The organism is Micromonospora sp. DT228, from assembly GCF_049841595.1.
In the GTDB taxonomy this organism is placed as follows: domain Bacteria; phylum Actinomycetota; class Actinomycetes; order Mycobacteriales; family Micromonosporaceae; genus Micromonospora.
In genome coordinates this window covers 321,045-342,719 of record NZ_JBNCKO010000002.1, presented here as the reverse complement: position 1 = coordinate 342,719, position 21,675 = coordinate 321,045, and the positions used below count along the sequence as shown (strand labels likewise).

General features: G+C 72.4%; 20 protein-coding genes, 2 tRNA genes and 1 pseudogene. 12 read left to right on the top strand and 11 right to left on the bottom strand.

Annotated elements, in window-relative coordinates; all coding sequences use genetic code 11:
• Positions 1-200 precede the first annotated feature (200 nt).
• From ACLQ29_RS04875 to ACLQ29_RS04865, 3 genes are all read right to left on the bottom strand, one after another.
• Positions 201-818, bottom strand: a complete 618-nt coding sequence (locus tag ACLQ29_RS04875; protein WP_425770397.1) for an alpha/beta family hydrolase — start codon at positions 816-818, stop codon at positions 201-203.
• Between the two features lie 51 nt (positions 819-869).
• Positions 870-1,262: a WhiB family transcriptional regulator gene (locus tag ACLQ29_RS04870; RefSeq protein ID WP_425770396.1), complete on the bottom strand. Its 393-nt coding sequence runs from the start codon at positions 1,260-1,262 to the stop codon at positions 870-872.
• Between the two features lie 200 nt (positions 1,263-1,462).
• A complete protein-coding gene (locus tag ACLQ29_RS04865) occupies positions 1,463-2,173 on the bottom strand; it encodes an SOS response-associated peptidase (RefSeq protein ID WP_425770395.1) in 711 nt (236 codons plus the stop codon).
• Positions 2,174-2,274: 101 nt separating this feature from the next.
• On the opposite strand from ACLQ29_RS04865, the gene aroA reads away from it, so the two are divergent.
• From aroA to ACLQ29_RS04845, 4 genes and pseudogenes are all read left to right on the top strand, one after another.
• Entirely contained in the window at positions 2,275-3,573 is a 1,299-nt protein-coding gene (gene aroA / locus ACLQ29_RS04860; RefSeq protein ID WP_425770394.1) for a 3-phosphoshikimate 1-carboxyvinyltransferase, read from the top strand.
• Between the two features lie 201 nt (positions 3,574-3,774).
• A complete protein-coding gene (gene rsgA / locus ACLQ29_RS04855) occupies positions 3,775-4,785 on the top strand; it encodes a ribosome small subunit-dependent GTPase A (protein ID WP_425770760.1) in 1,011 nt (336 codons plus the stop codon).
• Positions 4,786-4,813: 28 nt separating this feature from the next.
• Positions 4,814-5,632: a histidinol-phosphatase gene (gene hisN, locus ACLQ29_RS04850; RefSeq protein ID WP_425770393.1), complete on the top strand. Its 819-nt coding sequence runs from the start codon at positions 4,814-4,816 to the stop codon at positions 5,630-5,632.
• 59 nt (positions 5,633-5,691) lie between these two features.
• Positions 5,692-6,615: pseudogene (locus ACLQ29_RS04845) on the top strand (hypothetical protein).
• On the opposite strand, the gene ACLQ29_RS04840 reads toward ACLQ29_RS04845, so the two are convergent.
• Positions 6,573-7,772: a glycosyltransferase gene (locus ACLQ29_RS04840; protein ID WP_425770392.1), complete on the bottom strand. Its 1,200-nt coding sequence runs from the start codon at positions 7,770-7,772 to the stop codon at positions 6,573-6,575. The pseudogene ACLQ29_RS04845 and the gene ACLQ29_RS04840 overlap by 43 nt on opposite strands.
• 224 nt (positions 7,773-7,996) lie before the next feature.
• On the opposite strand from ACLQ29_RS04840, the gene ACLQ29_RS04835 reads away from it, so the two are divergent.
• From ACLQ29_RS04835 to ACLQ29_RS04825, 3 genes are all read left to right on the top strand, one after another.
• Entirely contained in the window at positions 7,997-8,995 is a 999-nt protein-coding gene (locus tag ACLQ29_RS04835) for an SDR family oxidoreductase (protein ID WP_425770391.1), read from the top strand.
• Between the two features lie 59 nt (positions 8,996-9,054).
• Positions 9,055-9,816, top strand: coding sequence for an ATP-binding protein (locus tag ACLQ29_RS04830; protein WP_425770390.1), 762 nt, complete (start codon positions 9,055-9,057; stop codon positions 9,814-9,816).
• 90 nt (positions 9,817-9,906) lie between these two features.
• Positions 9,907-10,479 carry a DUF5709 domain-containing protein gene (locus ACLQ29_RS04825; protein ID WP_425770389.1) on the top strand — a complete coding sequence of 191 codons (573 nt, stop codon included), beginning with the start codon at positions 9,907-9,909 and terminating at the stop codon, positions 10,477-10,479.
• Between the two features lie 6 nt (positions 10,480-10,485).
• Here the strand turns inward: ACLQ29_RS04825 and ACLQ29_RS04820 are convergent, their stop codons facing one another.
• Together ACLQ29_RS04820 and macS are read right to left on the bottom strand one after the other, a co-directional pair.
• Positions 10,486-11,139: a response regulator gene (locus ACLQ29_RS04820; RefSeq protein ID WP_425770759.1), complete on the bottom strand. Its 654-nt coding sequence runs from the start codon at positions 11,137-11,139 to the stop codon at positions 10,486-10,488.
• Between the two features lie 14 nt (positions 11,140-11,153).
• A complete protein-coding gene (gene macS, locus ACLQ29_RS04815; protein WP_425770388.1) occupies positions 11,154-12,290 on the bottom strand; it encodes a MacS family sensor histidine kinase in 1,137 nt (378 codons plus the stop codon).
• 119 nt (positions 12,291-12,409) lie between these two features.
• Here macS and ACLQ29_RS04810 point away from each other — a divergent pair, with 119 nt between their 5' ends.
• Positions 12,410-12,865, top strand: coding sequence for an ATP-binding protein (locus ACLQ29_RS04810; protein ID WP_425770387.1), 456 nt, complete (start codon positions 12,410-12,412; stop codon positions 12,863-12,865).
• Positions 12,866-13,140: 275 nt separating this feature from the next.
• On the opposite strand, the gene ACLQ29_RS04805 is transcribed toward ACLQ29_RS04810, so the two are convergent.
• Entirely contained in the window at positions 13,141-14,079 is a 939-nt protein-coding gene (locus tag ACLQ29_RS04805) for a ribose-phosphate diphosphokinase (protein WP_425770386.1), read from the bottom strand.
• Positions 14,080-14,181: 102 nt separating this feature from the next.
• Here ACLQ29_RS04805 and glpK point away from each other — a divergent pair, with 102 nt between their 5' ends.
• A complete protein-coding gene (glpK, locus tag ACLQ29_RS04800; RefSeq protein WP_425770385.1) occupies positions 14,182-15,666 on the top strand; it encodes a glycerol kinase GlpK in 1,485 nt (494 codons plus the stop codon).
• A gap of 324 nt (positions 15,667-15,990) precedes the next feature.
• On the opposite strand, the gene ACLQ29_RS04795 is transcribed toward glpK, so the two are convergent.
• Positions 15,991-16,824 (bottom strand): phosphoribosylaminoimidazolesuccinocarboxamide synthase, encoded by an 834-nt coding sequence (locus ACLQ29_RS04795; protein WP_425770384.1) that lies wholly within the window; start codon positions 16,822-16,824, stop codon positions 15,991-15,993.
• A gap of 139 nt (positions 16,825-16,963) precedes the next feature.
• Here ACLQ29_RS04795 and ACLQ29_RS04790 point away from each other — a divergent pair, with 139 nt between their 5' ends.
• The gene (locus ACLQ29_RS04790) at positions 16,964-18,295 is read left to right on the top strand and encodes an ABC transporter substrate-binding protein (protein ID WP_425770383.1); all 1,332 of its coding nucleotides are present in this window, start codon (positions 16,964-16,966) and stop codon (positions 18,293-18,295) included.
• A gap of 58 nt (positions 18,296-18,353) precedes the next feature.
• Here ACLQ29_RS04790 and ACLQ29_RS04785 read toward each other — a convergent pair whose 3' ends face one another.
• Positions 18,354-18,608, bottom strand: a complete 255-nt coding sequence (locus ACLQ29_RS04785) for a hypothetical protein (RefSeq protein ID WP_393372016.1) — start codon at positions 18,606-18,608, stop codon at positions 18,354-18,356.
• A gap of 203 nt (positions 18,609-18,811) precedes the next feature.
• Here ACLQ29_RS04785 and ACLQ29_RS04780 point away from each other — a divergent pair, with 203 nt between their 5' ends.
• Together ACLQ29_RS04780 and ACLQ29_RS04775 are read left to right on the top strand one after the other, a co-directional pair.
• Entirely contained in the window at positions 18,812-20,599 is a 1,788-nt protein-coding gene (locus tag ACLQ29_RS04780; RefSeq protein ID WP_425770758.1) for a PA domain-containing protein, read from the top strand.
• Entirely contained in the window at positions 20,596-21,183 is a 588-nt protein-coding gene (locus ACLQ29_RS04775; RefSeq protein WP_425770382.1) for a hypothetical protein, read from the top strand. The genes ACLQ29_RS04780 and ACLQ29_RS04775 overlap by 4 nt, the downstream gene beginning before the upstream one ends.
• Before the next feature lie 155 nt (positions 21,184-21,338).
• Here ACLQ29_RS04775 and ACLQ29_RS04770 read toward each other — a convergent pair.
• Positions 21,339-21,412: transfer RNA gene (locus tag ACLQ29_RS04770), tRNA-Met, on the bottom strand.
• A 185-nt stretch (positions 21,413-21,597) separates the two neighbouring features.
• A tRNA-Met gene (locus ACLQ29_RS04765) sits at positions 21,598-21,671 on the bottom strand.
• Positions 21,672-21,675 lie beyond the last annotated feature (4 nt).

The following is a 21,675-nucleotide window of genomic DNA, read 5'->3' as shown; positions in this document are numbered from 1 at the left end:
CCGGGGTTTGTAACGCGAGATGACCACTGGGACATTCCGGCCGCCCTCCCGTTCCTGGTCCCGGCCCCGACGGCGGCCGGCGCTGGGACCAGGAAGGGCCTGGGAGGACTGGTGTCGCCGGTCCGGATCGGAGCCGGTGGCACCATCGGATGCAACGACCCGCGCCCGGCACCGGAAACGGTCGCCCGGGCGAGCCGGGATCAGGCGGGCGCCCAGCCCCGGGCGCGCAACCAGGCCCGGACGACCGCGGCGGTGCCCGCCGGATCCCGCCGCAGGTCGTGCGTCTCCCCCGGACGGGTCACCACCTGCACGGTCGGCCCCGGCTCCGGTGTCCCGAACGGGTCCCGGTCACCGTTGACGACAAGCGTCGGTAGGCCGGTGTCCAGTTCAGCGGCCCGCGAGCGCTCCGGCCGCCCGGGCGGGTGCAGCGGAAAGGCCAACGCGAGGACCCCTGCCGCACCCACCGCACGGGCCGTACGGCAGGCCACCCGAGCGCCACTGGAACGGCCACCCACCAGCACCGTCGGCACGTCGGCGTGCCGCTCACGCAGCAGGGCGAGCACCGCCGTCCACGCCTCGTCGAGGTGACCCGCCGGTGCCGGCGCACGGCGACCGGCGACCCGGTAGGGCTGGGTCACCCGCGCCACCACCAGGCCGGCCGCGACCGCCGCGTCCCGGACCGCGAGCAGGTCAGGGGCGTCGACGCTGCCGCCCGCGCCGTGCCCGAGCACGAGCAGAGCGCGGGCCGGGCGGGACGGCAGGTCGGTGTCGATCCGCGCCGAACCACGCGGTGTGTTGATCTCGTCGCTGGGCAGCACCGACCCATTCTGCGCCGCCGGACCGGCGACGGGTGCGGGCCGGTGGGCTGATCAGCTCAACGGGACCAGGGTGAGCAGCCGATCCCGCACCGGCGGGCCGGCGTCGTCGACGGCATCCGGGGCCGGCTCGACCTCGCCACGCCAGGCGACAAGCATCGCCCGCCGTTCGCGAGGTGTCGTGGCACCCCACACGCCGTGGCAGTCACCGACGTCGAGGGCCCAGGCCAGGCAGGACCCTTGCACGTCGCAACTGCGACACAGCGAGACGGCGGCGTCCGCCGGTTCGTTCGGTGCCGGAAAAAATGTCTCCGGATCGACGCTCTGGCATGTGCCTCTGGTGCGCCACGCGTCGTCTTCTCGTCGTTCCCGCACGGCCCGCAGCAGTCGCGGATCTCGCCGCGCCGCAGCCACCTCGTGCGGCCTAGGCATACGCGCCCGTGTCATCCACCCACCTCCCCCGTGGGACCGGCAAAATCGGTGGACGCCACTCGCCCCGTGCGAATCGACAGCCACTACCGGCGCTGTGTTCTATCGCACTTCTCAACACCGAGACAAGGGTCTGCCGGGAACATGACTGAACGGCCAGGAGACGAATCGCGCGCAACCCTGGCAAATCGGCGCTTGACGATGTGCGGCGGCCGGTCTCAGAACAGGGTCAGCTCCTGCGGTCGCACCACTGGCTCCACCGGCACCCGGGCGGTCAATTGCGGCCCGTCATTCCGGACGTCGCCCACCGCCGCACCGACCGGCCGGATTTCCAGCCCGGCGAGCCGCTCCGCCGATGCCGGGAGGAGCAGCCGCTCCGGCTCGTCGGTCGGCGCCAGCCACGACGACCAGTGCTCGGGCGACAGCAGCACCGGCATCCGGTCGTGCACCTCGGCCAGCTCGCCGAGCGCCGCGGTGGTCAGCACGCTGAAGGTGAGCCGGGTGTCGGCCTCGGACTGCCAGACCGACCAGATGCCGGCCAGGGCGAGCACCGAACCGTCGCTCGGCGTCAGGTAATAGGCCTGGCGCCCACCGTCGGGGCGACGGACCCACTCGTACCAGCCGTCCGCCGGGACCAGGCAGCGGCGTCGGGAGAACGACCCGGCGTACGCCCGACTGGTGGCCACCGTCTCCGCCCGCGCGTTGATCATGCGGGCCGCCCCGGCGGGAGACCGGGACCAGTGCGGCAGCAGACCCCAGCGACCGACGCAGAGGCTGCGGTGCCCCTCGGGGCTCACCCGGACCAGCGGCACCGGGTCGGTGGGCGCGACGTTGTGATCCGGTCGGAGCAGGCCGTCGGTGTCGTCGGACGACTCGAACAGCGCGCTCAACTCACCGGAGGTCCGGGTCGTCGCGTACCTGCCGCACATGGACCACACGCTAACGCGTCCCAGCCCTACCGGCTGTCCCGCCAACCGGGAGTACGACCACCGCTTTCCCCGCCGAGCCGCCGAAGCGGCAGAATGTAACCGTGGCGAATCTGACGGCGACCCGGCCGCCACAGCCGTGGAGCGCGCCGACCGCGTCCAACCCGGTAGCGGTGACGCTGCGCCTGCCCGGATCCAAATCGATGACCGCGCGTGCCCTGGTGCTCAGCGCGTTGGCGGCCGGCCCGTCGACGCTTGCCGAGCCGCTGCGGGCCCGCGACACCGAGCTGATGGCCGCCGGCCTGCGCGCGATGGGCGCGTATGTGTCGATCAGCGACGACGAGCGCTGGCTGGTCCGGCCGCACCCGCTTGTCGGCCCCGCCCACGTCGACGTGGGCCTGGCCGGCACCGTGATGCGGTTCGTGCCGCCGGTGGCCGGGCTGGCCGACGGGCCGGTCACCTTCGACGGCGACCCCTACGTCCGCACCCGGCCGCTCGGCCCGCTCGTCGAGGCGCTGCGCTCGCTGGGCGTCCGGATCGACGTCACCGGCACGGGCAGCCTGCCGCTGACCGTGTTCGGCTCCGGCCGGGTGACCGGGGGCGAGGTGGTGATCGACGCCTCCGCCTCCAGCCAGCTCGTCTCCGGGTTGCTGCTGGCCGGCGCGCGCTTCGACCGGGGCGTCGTGGTGCGGCACGTCGGCCCCCCGGTGCCCTCCGCGCCGCACCTGCGGATGACGGTGCGGATGCTGCGGGCCGCCGGCGCGGCCGTCGACGACAGCACCCCCGACGTGTGGACCGTCGAGCCCGGGCGGCTCACCGGGCGCGGCTGGGAGATCGAACCAGACCTCTCCGGCGCGGTGCCGTTCTTCGCCGCCGCCCTGGTCACCGGCGGCGAGGTGACCCTGCGGGGTTGGCCGCACAGCAGCGCGCAGCCGGTCGACCAACTCCGCTCGCTGCTCCAGCGGATGGGCGGCGAGGTCACCCTCTCCACAGACGGGCTGACCGTCCGCGGCACCGGCGTGGTGCACGGCCTGACCGCCGACCTCTCCGACGTCAGCGAGCTGACCCCGGCGCTCACCGCGCTGGCCATGCTTGCCGACTCGCCGTCGGTGTTCACCGGCGTCGGGCACATCCGTGGCCACGAGACCGACCGGCTGACCGCGCTCGCGCGCGAGTTCACCGCTCTCGGGGCGGACATCACCGAGGCGCCGGACGGGCTGGAGATCCGACCCCGCCCACTGCGCAGCGGGCTCTTCCGCACCTACCACGACCACCGCATGGCGCACGCCGCCGCGGTGGCCGGGCTCGCCGTCCCCGGCATCGAAATGGACGACGTGGGGTGTACCTCCAAGACCATGCCCGAGTTCCCGGCACTATGGTCAGCGATGGTGACCGGAAAGTGAGCGTCCGGAAACCCCGTGGCGAGCGAGGCGGAGTCCAGCCGCAGCCGCTGCGGGGTTTCCGGACGCTCACTAAGAGCTGACGCGAGAAGAGGACAGGTCCTGGCGACCAAACGGCGGGAGTACGACGAGGACGACGTACGGGTCCGGCCCGGAAAGTCGTCGCGGCCGCGTACGCGCACCCGCCCCCAGCACAACGACGCGGTGGACGGCTTCGTCATCGCCGTCGACCGGGGGCGCTACCAGTGCGTGCTGGCCGGGGCCGAGCGCGGCGTGGTGGGGGCCGAGCTGCCCACGGTGACCGCGATGCGGGCCCGCGAGCTGGGCCGCAAGTCGGTGGTGGTGGGCGACCGGGTCAGCCTGGTCGGGGACACGTCCGGGGCGGAGGGCGCTCTCGCCCGGATCGTCCGGATCGCCGAACGCCGCTCGGTGCTGCGCCGCACCGCCGACGACGACGACACCACCGCCGAGGGCCGGCTGGAACGGGTGGTGGTGGCCAACGCCGACCAGTTGGTGATCGTCAGCGCGCTCGCCGACCCGCCGCCGCGCACCGGGTTCATCGACCGCTGCCTGGTGGCCGCGTACGACGCGGACGTCGAGCCGCTGCTCTGCCTCACCAAGGCCGACCTGGCCGGGCCGGAGGAGGTGCTCGGTTACTACACCGAGTTGGAGCTGCCGTACGTGCTCAACCGTCCCGACTCCGACCTCGACGCGCTGCGCACGTTGCTGAGCGGCAAGGTGTCGGTGCTGGTCGGGCACTCCGGGGTGGGCAAGTCGACGCTCGTCAACCGCCTCGTCCCGGACGCGCTGCGCGCGGTCGGCGTGGTCAGCGCGATCGGCCGGGGCCGACACACCTCCACGAGCGCGGTGGCGCTGCGGCTGCCACCGGTGCCCGGCGTCGACACCGACCCCGGCTGGATCATCGACACTCCCGGTATCCGCAGTTTCGGGCTGGCACACGTCTCGGCCGACAGCCTGTTGCACGGCTTCCCGGACCTGGTCGAGGGCACCGTCGACTGCCCGCCCAACTGCCAGCACACGGCCGACGAGGCCGCCTGCGGGCTGGACGCCTGGGTGGCCGCCGGCAAGGCCGACCCGCGCCGGTTGGGCTCGTACCGCCGGTTGCTCGCCTCCCGCGCCGGCGAGGGTGACTCGCGCGGTGAGAGCGACCAGCGCGGGCCCGGCGAGGGTGACCGGCGCGGGCCGGACGAGTGAGCCGACGGGCGTCGGCTAGGTTGCCGGCATGACCGGGTACGCCGACGACCTCGCCCTCGCCCATCTGCTCGCCGACCGGGCCGACGCCGTCTCCACGGCCCGGTTTCGCGCGCTCGACCTGCGGGTGGAGTCGAAGCCCGACCTGACGCCGGTCTCGGACGCGGACACCGCCGTGGAGCGCGAGATCCGCGCCCTGCTGGCCGAGCACCGGCCGACCGACGGGCTGCTCGGCGAGGAGTACGGCGCGCAACCGGCCACCGCCCCGCACGGCCGTCGTTGGATCATCGACCCGATCGACGGCACCAAGAACTTCGTCCGGGGCGTGCCGGTCTGGGCCACCCTGATCGCGCTCTACGACGGTGACCGGCCGGCGGTCGGCGTGGTGTCCGCACCGGCGCTGGGCCGGCGCTGGTGGGCGAGCGCGGGCGCGGGCGCGTACGCCGGTCCCGGCTCCGCCGACGGCGAGCGGATCGGGGTGTCCGCGGTACGCGACATCGCGGATGCCAGCTTCTGCTACTCGTCGCTCGACGGGTGGGAGCGCGCCGGGCGGCTCGACGCGATGCTGGACCTGATGCGGGCCACGTGGCGCAGCCGGGCGTACGGCGACTTCTACGGCTACATGCTGCTGGCCGAGGGCGCACTGGATGTGATGGTCGAACCGGAGTTGTCACTGTGGGACGTGGCGGCGCTGGTGCCGATCATCACCGAGGCGGGTGGCACGGTCACGGATCTGTCGGGTCGACAGGCTCCGGCCGGCGCGCCGGGCACCGACAGCAGCGTGGTGGCCACCAACGGTGTGCTGCACGCCGACATCCTCGGCCAGCTCGATCGGCCAGCCGAGCGCTGACCCCCGTCAACCTCTATCCTCGCCAGGTGGTCTCCTCCGGTTGGTGTTTTCTCGCGGCGATGATCGTCGCGTACGGCTTCGCCAACCTCCTCCAGTCGGTGGCCGCGGCCCGCACCACTGTCCATCACACCTTCGACCCGGGCCTGTTGCTGCGTCTCGCCGGGCACCGGACGTACCTGATCGGCCTGGGCTGCCAGATCGGCGGATTCGTGCTCGCCTTCCTGGCCCGCCGGGACCTGCCGCTGTTCCTGGTGCAGGCGAGCGTCGCGGCCGGGCTCGGGGTGACCGCCATCCTCGGGGTGCTGGTGCTGAAGTGGCGGTTGCCGGTGGCGGAGGTGGTGCTGCTGGCCCTGCTCTTCGGCGGGATCACCGCGCTGGTGCTGTCCGCCCGGCCGGCGCCGTCGAAGCAGCTCGGCACCGCTGGGTCGATCGCCCTGCTGGTGGCGCTCGGTGTGATCGCGGTGCTCGGCGTCTTCGCCGTCCGGCTGCGCGGGGCGCCCGGCTCGGTGGCTCTCGGCTCGCTGGCCGGGTTGGCGTTCAGCTCGGCGGCGGTCGCCGCCCGTCCCCTGGCGTCCGCGCCGTCCGCCGAGGCGTTCCTCTCCCACCCGCTGTTCTACCTGCTGATCGCCCACTCGATCGTCGGTCAACTGCTGCTGGGGTTGGCCATGCAGCGCGGTTCGACGACCGCGGCGGTCGCCGCGATGGACGCCGCCGGCGCGGTGCCGGCCGCGGTCGTCGGCCTGCTGCTGCTCAACGACAAGATCTGGCCGGGCCGGGAGTGGTTGGCCGCGGCCGGTTTCCTGGTCACCCTGGCCGCGGTGATCGGGCTGACCCGGTACGCCGAGCCGCAGCAGCAACGCGCGGTGGCACACCGTCGCGACCAGGCCATGGTCGTCGTAGGGCGGTCCGGCTGAGACACCGGGCCGCCCGACCGGCCCGCTCAGGCCTCGACCGGCTTGCGGCGACTCACCACCCGCTCGTAGAGCCGCTCCAACGCGCCTGCGGTGCGCTCCCAGGTGTAGCTGCTGCGCACCCGGTCCACAGCGGCGTGCCCGTAGGCGAAGCGGCCGGCGTTGTCGGCGAGCAGCCGGCGCAGCGAGACGCCGAGCGCCCGCACGTCGCCGGGGGCCACCAGGCGGCCGGTGACCTCGTCGACGACGGCGTCCGCCAGGCCGCCCATCGCGTAACCGATCACCGGCACGCCGCAGGCCATCGCTTCCAGCGACACCCGCCCGGCGGAGGAGTAGTGCGGCGTGCAGGCGACCACGTCCGCCGAGCGGTACCAGGTGGCCATCTGGTCGTGCGGCACCGCTCCGACGAGCCGTACCTGGTCGACGACGCCGACCTGCTCGGCCAGCTCACGCAGCCGCCGCGCCTCGGCATGGTTGGCCAGTTGGTCGGCCGGCGGCCCACCGGCGATGACCAGCTCGGCGTCGCCGACCAGTCGCATCGCCCGGACCAGGTCCTCCTGGCCGTGCCCCGGGGACAGTGAGCCGACCGAGAGGATGCGGGCCCGCTGTTCGCGGGGGGCCGCCTCGCCGTCGGGCTGAAACTGCTCGATGTCCACACCGGCCGGCACCAGCGCGACCGAGCTGCGTTGCAGACCCATCCGGGTCAGCTCGTCGACCTCGTCGTTCGACTGGGCGACGGCGATGTCGACCGCCCGGGTCAGCGCACGTTCGAGAGTGATCCGCTCCCCCGGCCCGCCGTAGTGGCCGCCCAGGTGGCGTGCCTGCTCGACGCCGAGCGAGTGGAACGTCTGCACCACCGGGATCTCGGTCTCCCGGACGGCGTGCGCGGCGGCCAGGCCACCGACCCAGTAGTGCCCGTGCACCACCTCGGGCCGCCAGGCGCCGGACCACGAGTCGGCCAACCAGCGGCCGAACTCCGTGACGTACGGGATGAGTTTCGCGGTGGGTAGTGGGGTGGGCGGGCCGGCTGGCACCTGCAGCACCTGGTAGCCATCGACGTCGACGGTCGCCGGCAGGCCGGGGTCGTCCCGGCGCTCGTACAGCCGTACGTCATGGCCTCGCTCGGCCAATTCGGCGGCGACCCGTGCGATGTGTTGCCGGGTGCCGACCGGTGGGCCGTCGGCGTGGCGGTATGAGCTGGCGTGCGCGCAGACGAGGCCGACGCGCATGGGTCACCTCCCTGCGATCTTTCCTCGGCAGTGGTCCTCCCGTTCAGAGCGTCCCATTAACCTCGGGGGCGGGAGTCGAAACCTGGCAGATCGGGAACAGTGCCCGCGAGTGCCACCGACGCTTGCGCCACGGCAACCACATTGACCACACCACACGGCAATCCCACGAAGATCGACAATCAACAGGTGGCATGACCTGGCCTGGGCGGGGGTACCGCTGAGGAATGCCGCTGACCCGCAGCCTCGACGATTCGACCGTGGTGATCACCGGCGCGTCCAGCGGGATCGGCACGGCGACCGCGTACGCGTTGGCCCGCCGGGGCGCGGCAGTCGTGCTGGCCGCCCGCAGCGAGGCGGCCCTCCGCCAGGTCGCGCTGCGCTGCCTGGAGCTGGGCGGCCGGGCGCTTGTCGTACCGACCGACGTGACCGATCTGGAGTCGGTGCAGCGGCTGGCCGATCGGGCGGCGGCCGAGTTCGGCCGGATCGACGCCTGGGTGAACAACGCCGGCGTCGGCGCGGTGGGTCTGTTCGACGAGATCCCGGTCGCCGAGTTCCGCCGGGTGCTGGAGGTCAACCTGCTCGGCACGGTGCACGGCATCAAGGCCGCCCTCCCGTACCTCGGCGCGGCCGGCGGTGGCGTGCTCGTCAACAACGCCTCGGCGCTGGCCGAGGTGGCCATGCCGTACCAGTCGGCGTACAACGCCACGAAGCACGGCATCCGCGGGCTGGCCGACACGGTCCGACAGGAGCTGCGGGTCACCGGTCGCGGCCAGATCTCCGTCTGCACGGTGCTGCCGGCCACCATCGACACCCCGTTCTTCCGGCACGCGGCGAACCACAGCGGGCGGGAACTGATGCCGCCGCCCCCGATATACCCGCCGGAGGTGGTCGCCGAGACCATCGTCCGGGTGCTGCGCCGGCCCCGCCGCGAGGCGTACGCCGGCGGCGCGGCCCGCCTGCTCGGCCTGCAGTGGCGGCTGGCGCCCGCGCTCGTGGAGCGCGCTCTCGGCTGGTACGCCCACCGCGCACAGTTCGGCCCGGGCGCGCGGGTGGACACCAGCGGCAACGTCTTCGACGCCGACGGGCAGGCCCACCGCGACGGCGGCTGGCACGGTCGACGGCGTCAGTTGGTGCGGATGACCGCCGCGTTCGGTCTCGCCGCCGCCGGCACCGCCGTCGGGACGATGGCGGCGATCAACCGCCGATCAAGGCTGGCGCCCTGATGACCGGCATCGACCGCCCGAATGCGCGAACCGTCACCGACGCGCACAATGGTGCGATCATGTCGAGCTGTCTGGTGGAGATCGACGATTCGTCGGCGGTGGTCCGGCTGACCGGGACGCTTGATGCCGCCGGAGCCGAAACGGTACGCGGCGCCCTGCTGGCCTGCCTCTGGGACCGACCGGGTCCGGTGGTGGCCGACGTGAGCGGGCTGCGGGTCGCGGACGCGGCCGGACGTGCCGTCTTCGCCGAGGTGCGCCGCGAGGTCGCCGACTGGCCCGCCGTGGATCTGCTGGTGTGCGACCCGGCGGTCGACCGGTCCGAGCAGGTGGACGCCGCAGCGCCGACCCGGCCGAGCATGGTGGCCGGCGTGCCGGCCTGGCCGACGGTGGACGGCGCGTTGGCCTCGGTCGCGGTGGCGCCGCTGGCGGCGGTGCTCAGCGCCGACCTGGCCCCGGCGGTGGGAGCCGCCCGGCAGGCCCGTGACCTGGTCACCACCGGCTGCCGACGCTGGGGCATGTCGATGCTTGTCGACCCGGCCAGTATCGCGATCACCGAAATGGTGAACAACGTGGTGGCGCACGCACGCACCCCGATGACGGTACGGCTGGCACCCCAGGGCGACACCCTGCACCTGGCGGTGCGCGACTACTCCGCGCGTCGGCCGACGTTCGCCGGGCTCTCCCCGCCGAACCGGGTCGGCGGCCGGGGTCTGCTGCTGATCGACACGGTGGCCCGTCGCTGGGGCAGCAGCGCCCTGCCGGATGGCAAGGTCGTGTGGTGCGTGCTGCACCCGGAGGACGAGGCCGCGCACCTCAGCTGATGCGGCGTTTCGCCTCCGGCGCCGGTTTTGCCAATGGCACAGCCTGCGGTGCTCCGGTTATGGCGGCAGGGCAGCGGGTAGTGATCAGACATGCGCGACAACGAGTACCCGACCCCCGTGTCCGACACCGAGGCGCAAGGTCTGCCCGACACCGCCGATGACGACTCGACCGCCAACGACGACGTCCTCACCGGGCGCGAGGCGGACGGCCCGGACCCGGCCCAACTCCCTGGCGACCGGACGCCGGTGGCGGTGGACCGCTTCGGGACGACCGCCGAGGAGCAGCTCGACGGTGAGTCGTTGGACTACAAGCTCGACCGCGAGGTCTACGAGCGCCCGGCGGACGACCCGCTGGCCGGAACGATCGACCCGAAGATCGCCTTCGAGGCGGACAACCTGGAAGCCGCCGCGGAGGCACAGCTGGACGCCGACGTGATGGACCCGGGGCCCACCTCGGATCCGAACTCGCCGGTCTCCCTCTACGACCACGGTCAGCTCGGCACGGTGGCCGACGCCACAGTGGGTCGGCTGGTCGAGCCGGACGAGGGGTCGCACACCGACCAGGAGACCAACTCGGTGGCGTACGACGCCGGTTCCGCCGGCGGCGGGGCGACCGCCGAGGAGTTGGCCATCCACGAGACGGAGCCGCCGCGCTCGGTCTGAGGAGGGTCAGTCGTCCAGGCCGCGTTCGATGGCGTACCGGGTCAGCTCGACGCGGTTGTGCAGTTGCAGCTTGCCCAGGGTGTTCTGCACGTGGTTCTGCACCGTGCGGTGCGACAGCCCGAGTCGCTGCGCGATCTGCTTGTACGACATCCCCTTCGCCACCAGCCGCAGCACCTCGGTCTCCCGGTCGGTGAGCCGGGGCGTCGCCGGTTCCGCTCCGCCGGCCGGGTCGGGTCCCTGCCCCGGCCCGGCGGCCAGCCGGCGGTACTCGCCGAGGACGAGCCCGGCGAGGCCGGGGGTGAAGACCGCGTTGCCGGCCGCGGTCCGGCGGACCGCGTCGAGGAACTCCGCGGGCGCTGTCGACTTCACCAGGTAACCGGTGGCCCCCGCCTTGACCGCGTCCAGCACGCTCTGCTGTTCGCCACTGGCGGTGAGCATCAGCACCCGCACGTCGGGCAGTGCCGCACGCAGACCCTGGATCACCTCGACGCCGGAGATGTCCGGCAGTTGCAGGTCGAGAACGACGACGTCGGGCCGGGCGGCGGCGGCCACCCGGATGGCCTGGAGGCCCTCACCGCTCGTCGCCACCACGAGGAATCCGGCCTCGGTCAGGTCGCGGGCCACGCCCTCCCGCCACATCGGATGGTCGTCGACCACCATCACCCGGGTGGGGTTCACCGCCGTGCCCTCGGCACGGTCAGTTCGATCTCGGTGCCGGCGTCGGGTGCGGACGCGATCCGCACCGTCCCGCCCAGCTCGACCACCCGGCCCCGGATCGACTGGGTCACGCCGAGCCGGCCCTGAGCGGCGGCCTCGGCCAGCCGGCCGTCCGGGATGCCCGGGCCTTCGTCGCGGATCGACACCGTCACCGTCTCCCCCTCGTCCTCGATCAGCACCCAGGCCCGTCCGCCGGCGTGCCGCCCCACGTTGTCCAGGGCCGCGCCGGTCGCGGCGGCCAACTCTCCGGCCACCGCGCGGGGCAGCGGCACCGGGGTGGCCGGGGCGGAGAGCGCCACCGCCGATGAGGCGTACCGGCCGAGCAGGGTCCGCAGGTCCACGGCCGCGTCGGGCCCGTCCAGGGGCACGGCGGCGGCCGGACCGGTGCCGGCGATCAGCGCCCGCAACGCGGCCTCCTGCTCGCCGGCCAGCCGGGCCAGCTCGCCGGCTTCGCCGGGCAGGTCAGCGCCCCTTCGTTGGACAAGCGCCAGCACCTGGAGCACCGAGTCGTGGATTCCCCGGGCCAGTCGTTCCCGCTCCCGCGTGGCGGCCTCCAGCTCCACCGCACGCTGCAGTCGCGCCTCGGCGCCGGCCGCGAGTCGGGCCACGTGCCCGACCACCACCCCGGCGAGCAGCATGAGGATGACCCCGGTGAACGAGGACTGGCCGATCCGCTCCCGGGTGCCCAGGTCCGCGCCGGCAACCAGCAGCGCGGCGACCGTGCCCCGCCGCCGGCCGCCGGAGACGGCCCACGCCAGCACCGGGCCGGCCATCCAGGCCACCCCCATCGTGGGTACGCCGTGGGTGAGCGCCGTCCGCCCGACCACCCACGGGGTGGCGAGCACGACGGCCAGCACCACTCCGAGATCGGCCAGCAGCAGCGGCCAGCGCCGCCAGGCCGGTCGGGCGTACGCGAAAGCGGTCACCCCGGTCCAGGTCATCATCACGAGGACCAGGGCCCCGACGGCGTACGGGTGGGCGTACCGGTCGGCGTCGCGCACCGCGAGCACGCAGACGTACGCCAGCGACGCCAGCCTGAACACCGCAAGCGCACGCCACAGCGGCACCTCGAATCCACCCGGCGGCGACGGCATGGCCGTCACGATGCCATATGCGGCCGGTAGCACGGCGGGCAGCGAGTGCGGTTCGGGAAACCCTGACGTACGGTGGAAAAGCCGCGAAATACTCCGAGATGCGCCGCCGGGACGGGCCCATGACGAACGCAGATCCGCACGCACCGCGTACGGTTGTGCCCATCGAACCTGCCCTCCTGATCGCCGACGCCTTCGACCAGGCCCAGGTGACCGAGATTCGACACTCGGTCACCTCCTGCGCGCACGCCTCCGGGCTCGCCGGCCAACGGCTTGACGATTTCGTGCTCGCGATCAACGAGTTGATCACCAATGCGGTGCGGCACGGCGGCGGACGGGGATGGCTCCGGCTCTGGCACGAGTCGGAGCTGCTGGTCTGCGAGGTCGCCGATCACGGGCACGGGATCAGCCCGCAGCGGCTGGGCGATCGCACCCGGCCGACCACGGACACCGCCGGCGGCTGGGGCCTCTGGCTGGCCCGCGAGCTGACCGACGCCATGGAGGTCGTCACCAGCACCGCCGGCACCACCGTCCGCGTCACCACAAGCCTCGCCCAGCACAACCACACCCCGCGCTAACCCCACCCCCACCCCCACCCCCACCCGTCGATCATGGAGTCGTGGTGGGCGACAGCTCCGCATGCGCCCCTTATGCGAGGCACCACAACTCCATGATCCACGCTGGTCAGGCCAGGCGTTTCGGCGATCTTGCGGTTTCTGTTGTCAGGATGAGTGGGATATCCCTTATGTCGCGACAGAAACCGCAAGATCGCGCGGGTGCGGTGTGAGGGCTGGGCGCGGGCGCGGGGGCGGGGGCGGGGGCGGGGGCGGGGGCGGGGGCGGGAGAGGCACGGTCAGGCGAACAGCGCGGAGACGGATTCTCCGTTGTGGATCCGGCGCATCGCCTCGGCCAGGGCCGGGGCCACCGACAGCACCTCCAACGCGGGGACCCGCTTCACGGCCGGGATGGGCACCGTGTTGGTGCAGACGATCTCCAGGACGCCGTCCTGGTCGCTGAGTCGCCGCAACGCGTCACCCGAGAAGAGCCCGTGCGTGCAGGCGAGCCGGATCGAGCGGACCTTCAGGCCGCGTAGGTGCTCCATCAGCTCGATCACCGTGCTGCCCTTGGCGATCTCGTCGTCCAGCACGATGACGTCCCGATCGGCCACCTCGCCGATCACCGCGCTGATCGTGACCAGGTCGTCGCTGAACCGCTGCTTCGCCCCGGCCGCGACAGGCGTGCCGAGCAGCCGGGCGAAGGCCGCCGCCTCCTTGGCGTTGCCCAGGTCGGGCGAGACCACCACCGTGTTGCTCAGGTCGTAGCGCCGGAAGTGGTTGGCCAACTCCCGCAACGCGTGCAGGTGATCAACGGGAACGCTGAAGAAGCCGTGCACCTGCGGCGAGTGCAGCGTCATCGCGAGCACCCGATCGGCACCGGCCGACGTGAGCAGGTCGGCGACGAGCCGGGCGCCGATCGAGATTCGCGGCGCGTCCTTCTTGTCCGAACGGGCGTACGCGTAGTGCGGCAACACCACTGTGATCCGGCCGGCCGACGCGCCCCGGGCGGCGTCGATCATCAACAGCAGCTCGACCAGGTTTTCCTGCACGGGCGGCACCAGCGGCTGGATCAGGAAGACGTCCCGCTCCCGGCAGTTGGCCTGCAACTGCACTTCCAGACAGTCGTTCGCGAATCGGGACACCCGCACCGGATGCAGCGGCACACCGAGGTGGGCACAGATCTCGGCGGCCAGGTCGGGATGGGCGGTTCCACTGAAAACTGCGATGTCGCGCACGTTCGCACATCGTAGGGGACGTGGTGGGCGGCGGACGGCGGCGGGCCGTAACCGGACGTGACGCCTGTCGCACCACGCCGCCGTGTTGGGTACGGTGCTGCGGTGACCCCCGAGTACGTCGCCGCCATCGACCAGGGCACCACCTCCTCGCGGTGCATCGTGTTCGACCGGGCCGGGGACATCGTCGCCGTCGCCCAGCGCGAGCACCGGCAGATCTTCCCCCGCCCCGGCTGGGTGGAACACGACGCCGAGGAGATCTGGGACAACGTCGAGCAGGTCGTCGCCGAGGCGCTGCGGGCAGCCGACACCGACGCGACCGGGTTGGCCGCCGTCGGCATCACCAACCAGCGGGAGACCACAGTCGTCTGGGACCGGGCCACCGGCCGCCCGGTGGCGAACGCCATCGTCTGGCAGGACACCCGCACCGGACCGCTGCTGCGCGAGCTGGCCTCGGCGTACGGCGAGGAGCGGTTCCGGGCCCGCACGGGCCTGCCGCTGGCCACCTACTTCGCCGGGCCGAAGCTGCGCTGGCTGCTCGACGAGGTCGACGGCCTGCGCGAGCGCGCGGAGCGCGGCGAGGTGCTCTTCGGCACCATGGACAGCTGGCTGATCTGGAAGTTGACCGGCAAGCATGTCACCGACGTGACGAACGCCAGCCGGACCATGCTGATGGACCTCACCACCCTGGACTGGGCGCCGGAGCTTCTTGACGCGATGGGTGTGCCGGCGGCGATGCTGCCGGAGATCCGCTGCTCCGCCGAGGTGTACGGCACCGCCACCGGCGTGCTCGCCGGGGTGCCGGTGGCCAGCGCGCTCGGCGACCAGCAGGCCGCCCTGTTCGGGCAGACCTGCTTCCAGCCGGGCGAGGCGAAGTGCACCTACGGCACCGGCAGCTTCCTGCTGCTCAACACCGGCGCCAGCCCGGTCCCGTCGACACACGGCCTGCTCACCACGGTCGCCTACCGGATCAAGGACCAACCCCCGGCGTACGCCCTGGAGGGCGCGATCGCGGTCACCGGCTCGCTGGTGCAGTGGTTGCGGGACAACCTCGGGTTGATCTCCACGGCGGCCGAGGTGGAGGACCTGGCCCGCACCGTCGACGACAACGGCGGCTGCTACGTGGTGCCGGCGTTCTCCGGGCTGTTCGCCCCGCACTGGCGCAGCGACGCGCGGGGCGTGATCGCCGGCCTGACCGGCTACATCACCAAGGGGCACCTGGCGCGGGCGGTGCTGGAGGCGTCGGCGTGGCAGACCCGCGAGGTGGTCGACGCCATGGACGCCGACTCCGACGTGGCGCTGCGCCGGCTCCGGGTGGACGGCGGGATGACGGCCAACAGCCTGCTCATGCAGTTTCTCGCGGACGTGCTCGACGTGCCGGTGATCAGGTCCCGGATCACCGAGACCACCTGCCTGGGCGCCGCGTACGCGGCCGGTCTGGCGGTCGGCTTCTGGCCGGATCTGGCCACCCTGCGGGCGCAGTGGCGCTCCGACGCGCAGTGGGAGCCGGCGATGGCTCCGGAGCTGCGCGAGAAGGAGTTGGCCCAGTGGCGCAAGGCCGTGCAGCGCACACTCGACTGGGTGGACTGAACGGCTCAGCGGCCGCGCCGTAACCGCTGCACCCCCGCCCGCAGGAAGACGACGGCGAGCGCCACCATGGGTCGCCTTCGGACCGCCGAAGTCGCAGGACCCGACCTGGATGCTCACCCGCTCGGCACCGATCACGTTGCGCCCGAGGCCGACGGGCATCACCAGGACGACCAGAAGCATGAGGATGGGCACCAGAACCCGTTGCCAGCGCGGCCGGCCGGCCATCCGGGCCACGTAGCCCTCGGGCGGCGGCGACACGGACCATCGGGTTGGCAGGCTCCCGGGAGGCCATGGACCGCAGGCTATCAGCGTGCGGCGCCTCGCTCAGTCCCAGCGGTTGCCGGTCAACTTCTCGTACACCTCGACGTAGCGGGCACGGGTGGCCTCGACCACCTCGTCCGGCACGTCCGGCGCCGGGGGCTGCTTGTCCCAGCCGCCGCCGGTGGCCCAGTCCCGCACGTACTGCTTGTCGTAGGAGAACTGCACGCGGCCCGGCTGGTACGACTCGGCCGGCCAGAACCGCGACGAGTCGGAGGTGAGCAGCTCGTCGGCGAGGACCAGGATGCCGTCCGGCGCCAAGCCCAGCTCGATCTTGGTGTCGGCGATCAGGATGCCCCGGTCGGCGGCCAGCTCCGCGCCGCGCCGGTAGACGTCGATGGTGATCTGCCGCAGTCGCTCGGCGGTGGCCTGGCCCACCTTGTCCACCACGTCGTCGTACGTGATGGGTTCGTCGTGTTCGCCCATCGGCGCCTTGCTGGACGGTGTGAAGATCGGCTCGGGCAGGATCGACGCCTCGCCCAGCCCTCGCGGCAGCGGTATGCCGGAGACGGCCCCGGTCTGCTCGTACTCCCGTAGGCCGCCACCGGTGAGGTAGCCGCGAGCGACGCACTCGACCGGAAGCATGTCCAGCCGTTGGCAGCGGATCGCCCGCCCGGCGAACTCGGCGGGCACGTCGGTGGCCGAGATGACGTGGTTCGGCACCAGGTCGGCGAGCTGCTCGAACCACCACAGCGAGAGTGCGGTGAGCAGGCGACCCTTGTCCGGGATCGGCGTCGGCAGCGCCACGTCGTAGATCGAGATGCGGTCCGAGGCGACCAGGATCAGGTCGTCGCCGTCGGCGTACAGGTCCCGAACCTTGCCCGAGTGCAGAAGTTCCACGCGCCCTAGTACACCACGCGACATCGGAGGGACCGATTCGACCACCCGCGCCGGGGGGTGACCGGACGGACGTTGACACCTTCGTGCGCTCCCTGCGTGAATGGTCCGACCGCCGCCCTCGCAGGTCCAGGAGACCCCCGTGCCCGTTGTTCCACAGCCGATCGACCGCCTCGGCGCCGACCCGGGCCGGCGCCGACTGCTCACCGCGCTGCTCGGTGCGCCCCTGCTCACGTCCGGCGCGCTGGCCGGATGCAGCGACGGCGCCGACACGTCGAGCCAGGACGGGCCGGTCGAGCTGTCGGTCTTCTGGTGGGGTGGCACCAAGCGTGCCGAGCTCACCGAGAAGGTGCTGCGGCTCTACTCGGACCGCAACCCACGGGTCACCTTCCGGGTCACCTGGCAGGGCGCCGACGGCTACTACGAGCGACTGGCCACCCAGGCGGCCGGCGGGAACGTGCCGGACCTGATCCAGATCGACGACACAGTGCTCACCGAGTACGCGCAACGCCAGATCATCCTCGACCTCACCGACCAGATCCGCGACCATCACCTCGACCTGCGGGGCCTGCCGGAGGGCCTGATCCGCTACGGCACGGTGGAGGGGCGGACGATGGCGGTGGCCGCCGGGCAGACCCACGTGGGTGTGGTCTTCAACCGGGACCTGCTGCGGGAGCTACGGGTGCCGGAGCCGCGCGCCGGAATGAGCTGGGCCGAGTACACCTCCTGGGCGGAACAGGTCACCGAGGCCAGCGAGGGCAGGGTGGCCGGCACCATGGACGGGTCCGGCGACTACCGGGCGTTCTGGCTCTGGCTGCGGTCGCAGGGCGGCGAGCTGTACCGGGGCAAGCAGCTCGGTTTCGGCGTGGAGCAGCTGATCGCCTGGTTCGAGCTGTGGCAGCGGGCCCGCAGGGGACGGGCCACCCCGGGCGCGGCGCTTGTCGAGCAGGCCGACAGCCGCGAGCCGTCTCGGCAACTGGTGGTGACCGGTTTGACCGCCGCGTCGTTCGCGTGGTCCCACCAACTGCCCGAGTTGCAGCGTCTCACCGAGGCCGAGCTGGGCATGGTCGGCCTGCCGGGGCCGACCGGCGCGCAGTGGGCGCGCGCGTCGATGTACTGGGCCGCGTTCCGGGGCACCCGCCACCCGGACACCGTCGCCGACGTGATCAATTTCCTGACCACGAACGGCGAGGCCGGCACCGTCCTCGGCCACGAACGTGGCCTGAACGCCAGTCTCGCCGTCCGCCGCTATGCAGAGGGCAGCATCACCGACCCGGCCCAGCAACGGGCCGCCGCGTTCGGCGAGGCCATCGCCGACCAACTCGGGCCCGCCCCGGCGCCACCCCCGAAGGGGCACGCCACCGTGCGGACCCTGCTGGTCGCCACCGCGGAGAGCATCCGCGTCAAGCGGGCCGGCACCCGGGAGGCCGCCTCACGTTTCATCGCCCAGGCCAACGCCGCACTCGTGGCGTGACCCCCATCGGTCGGCCGACGGACCGCCGTCGACCGACCGATGGGGACGGGCCGCCGGGTCAGCGCGGCGGACCGTTGCGACGATTACGGGTCAGACGCAGCACCAGGAACACGATCACCCCAACCACCACCAGGCAGCAGAGCAGGCTGAGGATGCCGAAGCCGCCGCCGCCGCGGGACCGCCGGCGGGCGGCCTCCACCACCACCTCGCCGGTGCCCGTGGACGCCCAGGCCGCGACGGGCACGAAGACCGCCAGTACGGCCCCACCGAGGACCGCGCTGAGCCGGCCCCACCACTTACCGAATGAAGACATGTGCCCATCCTCGCCGAAGGACGCAACCTCGGCACGTCGGTCCGCGCCGAACCACGGGACCGAACCCGTCCGCGAGCACCCGACCGGGCGCAACGTCCCCGCAATCTTCCGGCAAAGATGATGATCTTTACATGAATCTCCGGAGGTGATCGGATTCGGCACATGGTCAACCCTGGAGGCAATGTGCTGCGCTCTCCCACCCGATCGATGAGGCCCTGAAGCCCGACCTGACCGCTCCCGGGGTGGACGTGTTGGCGGCGCGCTCGCAGCACATCACCTGGGGCGAGGGCTTCTACCTCACCGACAGCGGCACCTCCATGGCGGCGCCGCACGTCGCCGCCGCCTACCACCAGGACCAGGTCATCGCGACCGGATCGGTGGACGCCGGGCTGGTCAGGTCGTCCTCCAGCACCCAACGGCAGCCGATCCAGCGGACGATCACCTACACCAACACGACGACGGCCCCGGTCACGGTGGACCTCTCCGTCGACCAGGGCGCATCCCCGGCACAGACGTTCACGGCGGCCACCGACCGCGTCACGGTGCCCGCGAACGGAACCTCGACCGTCGACGTCGTGGTGGACCCCGGGGGCCTCCCGCCGGGCCGGTACTCCGCGCAGGTCACGGCCCGCTGGGCGACCGGCCAGGTGCACACGGCCGTCGGGGTCGCCGTCGAAGCCAAGAAGTACGACCTCACCATCCACCTGAAGGACCGCGCCGGCCGGCCCATCAGCGGCGAGGTCGAGATCGTCAGCGCCGACCAGGGCTCCACCTTCCTCTGGGTCCCGGACGGGAAGCTGACCAGCCGCTGGGCTCCCGGCTCCTACACGGTCGTCACCGCCGCCGACGTGCAGGGCCGCAACGGGCCCCGCTCCCTGGGGCTCGCGATGCTGACCGTTCCCGAGGTCGACCTGTCGACAAACCGGGTCGTGGAGCTCGACGCCTCGCGGGCACGCGAGGTCAAGGTGGCGACCGCCCACCCGACAGCCGTCACCAACACCAGGATCGACATCTACCGCTCCTTCACCGCGACCGAACCGACACCCACCGACTGGAACGCCCTGCGCGAGACCTTCTGGCCCGGCGCGGTCTACGACAGCCTGTGGGCCCTGCCGAGCAAGGGCAGGGTGACGAAGGGCAGCTTCGTCCTCACCACCAGGATCCGCGCCGTACCGACGCAGTTGGAGATCAGCTACGGCGGCCGACGCGTCAGCGATCCCCTCGTACAGCCCGGCGCACGACCGCTGACCGACGGCACCACACGCCTCGACGCCGTCTTCGCGGGCAACGGCGCGAAGGACGACTACGCCGGCCTGTCCGCCCGTGGCCGGGCCGTGGTCGTCCGCGCCAACGACTCGGTGACCCCCACGGATCAGGCCGCGGCGGCGCAGACCGCCGGGGCGGCGATGCTCGTCGTCGTCAACGACCGCGAGGGTCGCAAGAGCGACTGGTACGGCAACCCCGACGCCGCGACGACCGGGCCGATCCCGGTCGCCTCGGTGACAATTGACGAGGGCGAGGCGTTGATCCAGAAGATCACCGCCGCCGGGCGCGACGCGGTACGGCTGACCGTGCTGGCCCACCCCGCGCCGAATACCTGTACGACCTGGTGGACTACCACCGAGGTGGCGTACCCAGGGACCCGTCGGCCAAGACCGGCCCGCGCAACCTCGCCCGGATCGACCTCACCTTCTCCCCGCCCCCGGGCAAGCGGTCCGCCGAAACACGTGTGGACTTCCCGCCCTACGAGTACGCGGCGGGACGCCCGTTCCCGATGGAGCCGGTCGCGTCCGGACCGCGTACCGACTGGGTGTCCGCCGGCGGCGACGTCAAGTGGATGCAGTACGCCGACGTCGCCGACTGGGCGCGGTCGAACACGGAGGCGATCGCCTACCGGCCGGGCAGCGTCCAGAAGGACCGCTGGTTCGGGCCCATCACCCACCCGCGTCTACTCAGCACCGAGATCCCAGTTCGCGGCGAGACCGCCATGAGCGCGTACATCCAGGGGTTCGGCGACGCGGGGGCCGCGCACAGCGGCGGGGCCAGCCTGCCGCAGGTCGTGACGTTCTATCAGGGCGACAGGCAACTGACCCGGTTCGACGGCTGGCCGAAGGTCGGCGCGGGTGACCTGCCGCCGGAGAAACTGCCGTACCGACTGGTGGTCGAAACCACCGGCAAGCCCGAATTCAGCCCGTACTCGACCGCCACGCACACCGAGTGGCGCTTCGTCTCCGGCGGCAGCGCGGAGGTGCAGGCCATCCCGCTGGTCCAACTGGACTACGGAACGGACGTGGACGCCGCGGGTCGGGCGACGCGCAGGACCGACTTCTCGATCACGCCCGTGGTGGTGGGCAGCACCGCGGCACGCGACGCCGTGTCGGCGCTCACGCTCGAGGTCTCCTACGACGACGGGGCGACCTGGCAGCGGCAGGGGCTGACCGAGAAGAAGGGCGCCTGGCAGGCGCACCTGAACGCGCCCCGCCAGGCCGACTTCGTGTCCATCCGGGTCACCGTCACGCAGCGCAGCGGCGACGGTGTCACCCAGCGCGTCACCCGGGCCTTCGGCTTCCGGTAGCAACCGGGTGGGGCCGGCGCCCGCGAGGTGCCGGCCCCACGACGGGCCTTCCCCCGGTGCGAGCCAGTACGGCGCCCCACACGCTGTCGAGCGTCAGACGTACCAAAAAGGTCCGGCCCCCACGGATGGGGGCCGGACCTTTTTACTGCCGGTAGTAGCGGGGACAGGATTTGAACCTGCGACCTCTGGGTTATGAGCCCAGCGAGCTACCGAGCTGCTCCACCCCGCGTCGACTGGTTAACCCTAACCCATCCCGTTCCGGCGATGATCAGTGGGGTCACCTCCGCCGCCAGCGCGCAGGCTGCGCCTCGATCTGTCGAGCAGCGGCGGCCTCGATCAGTCGAGCAGCGGCGCACGGCGGAAAGTCGAAAGCCCGCCACCGGCGAACCGGAAGCGGGCTTTCGATGTTTCTCGTAGCGGGGACAGGATTTGAACCTGCGACCTCTGGGTTATGAGCCCAGCGAGCTACCGAGCTGCTCCACCCCGCGTCGG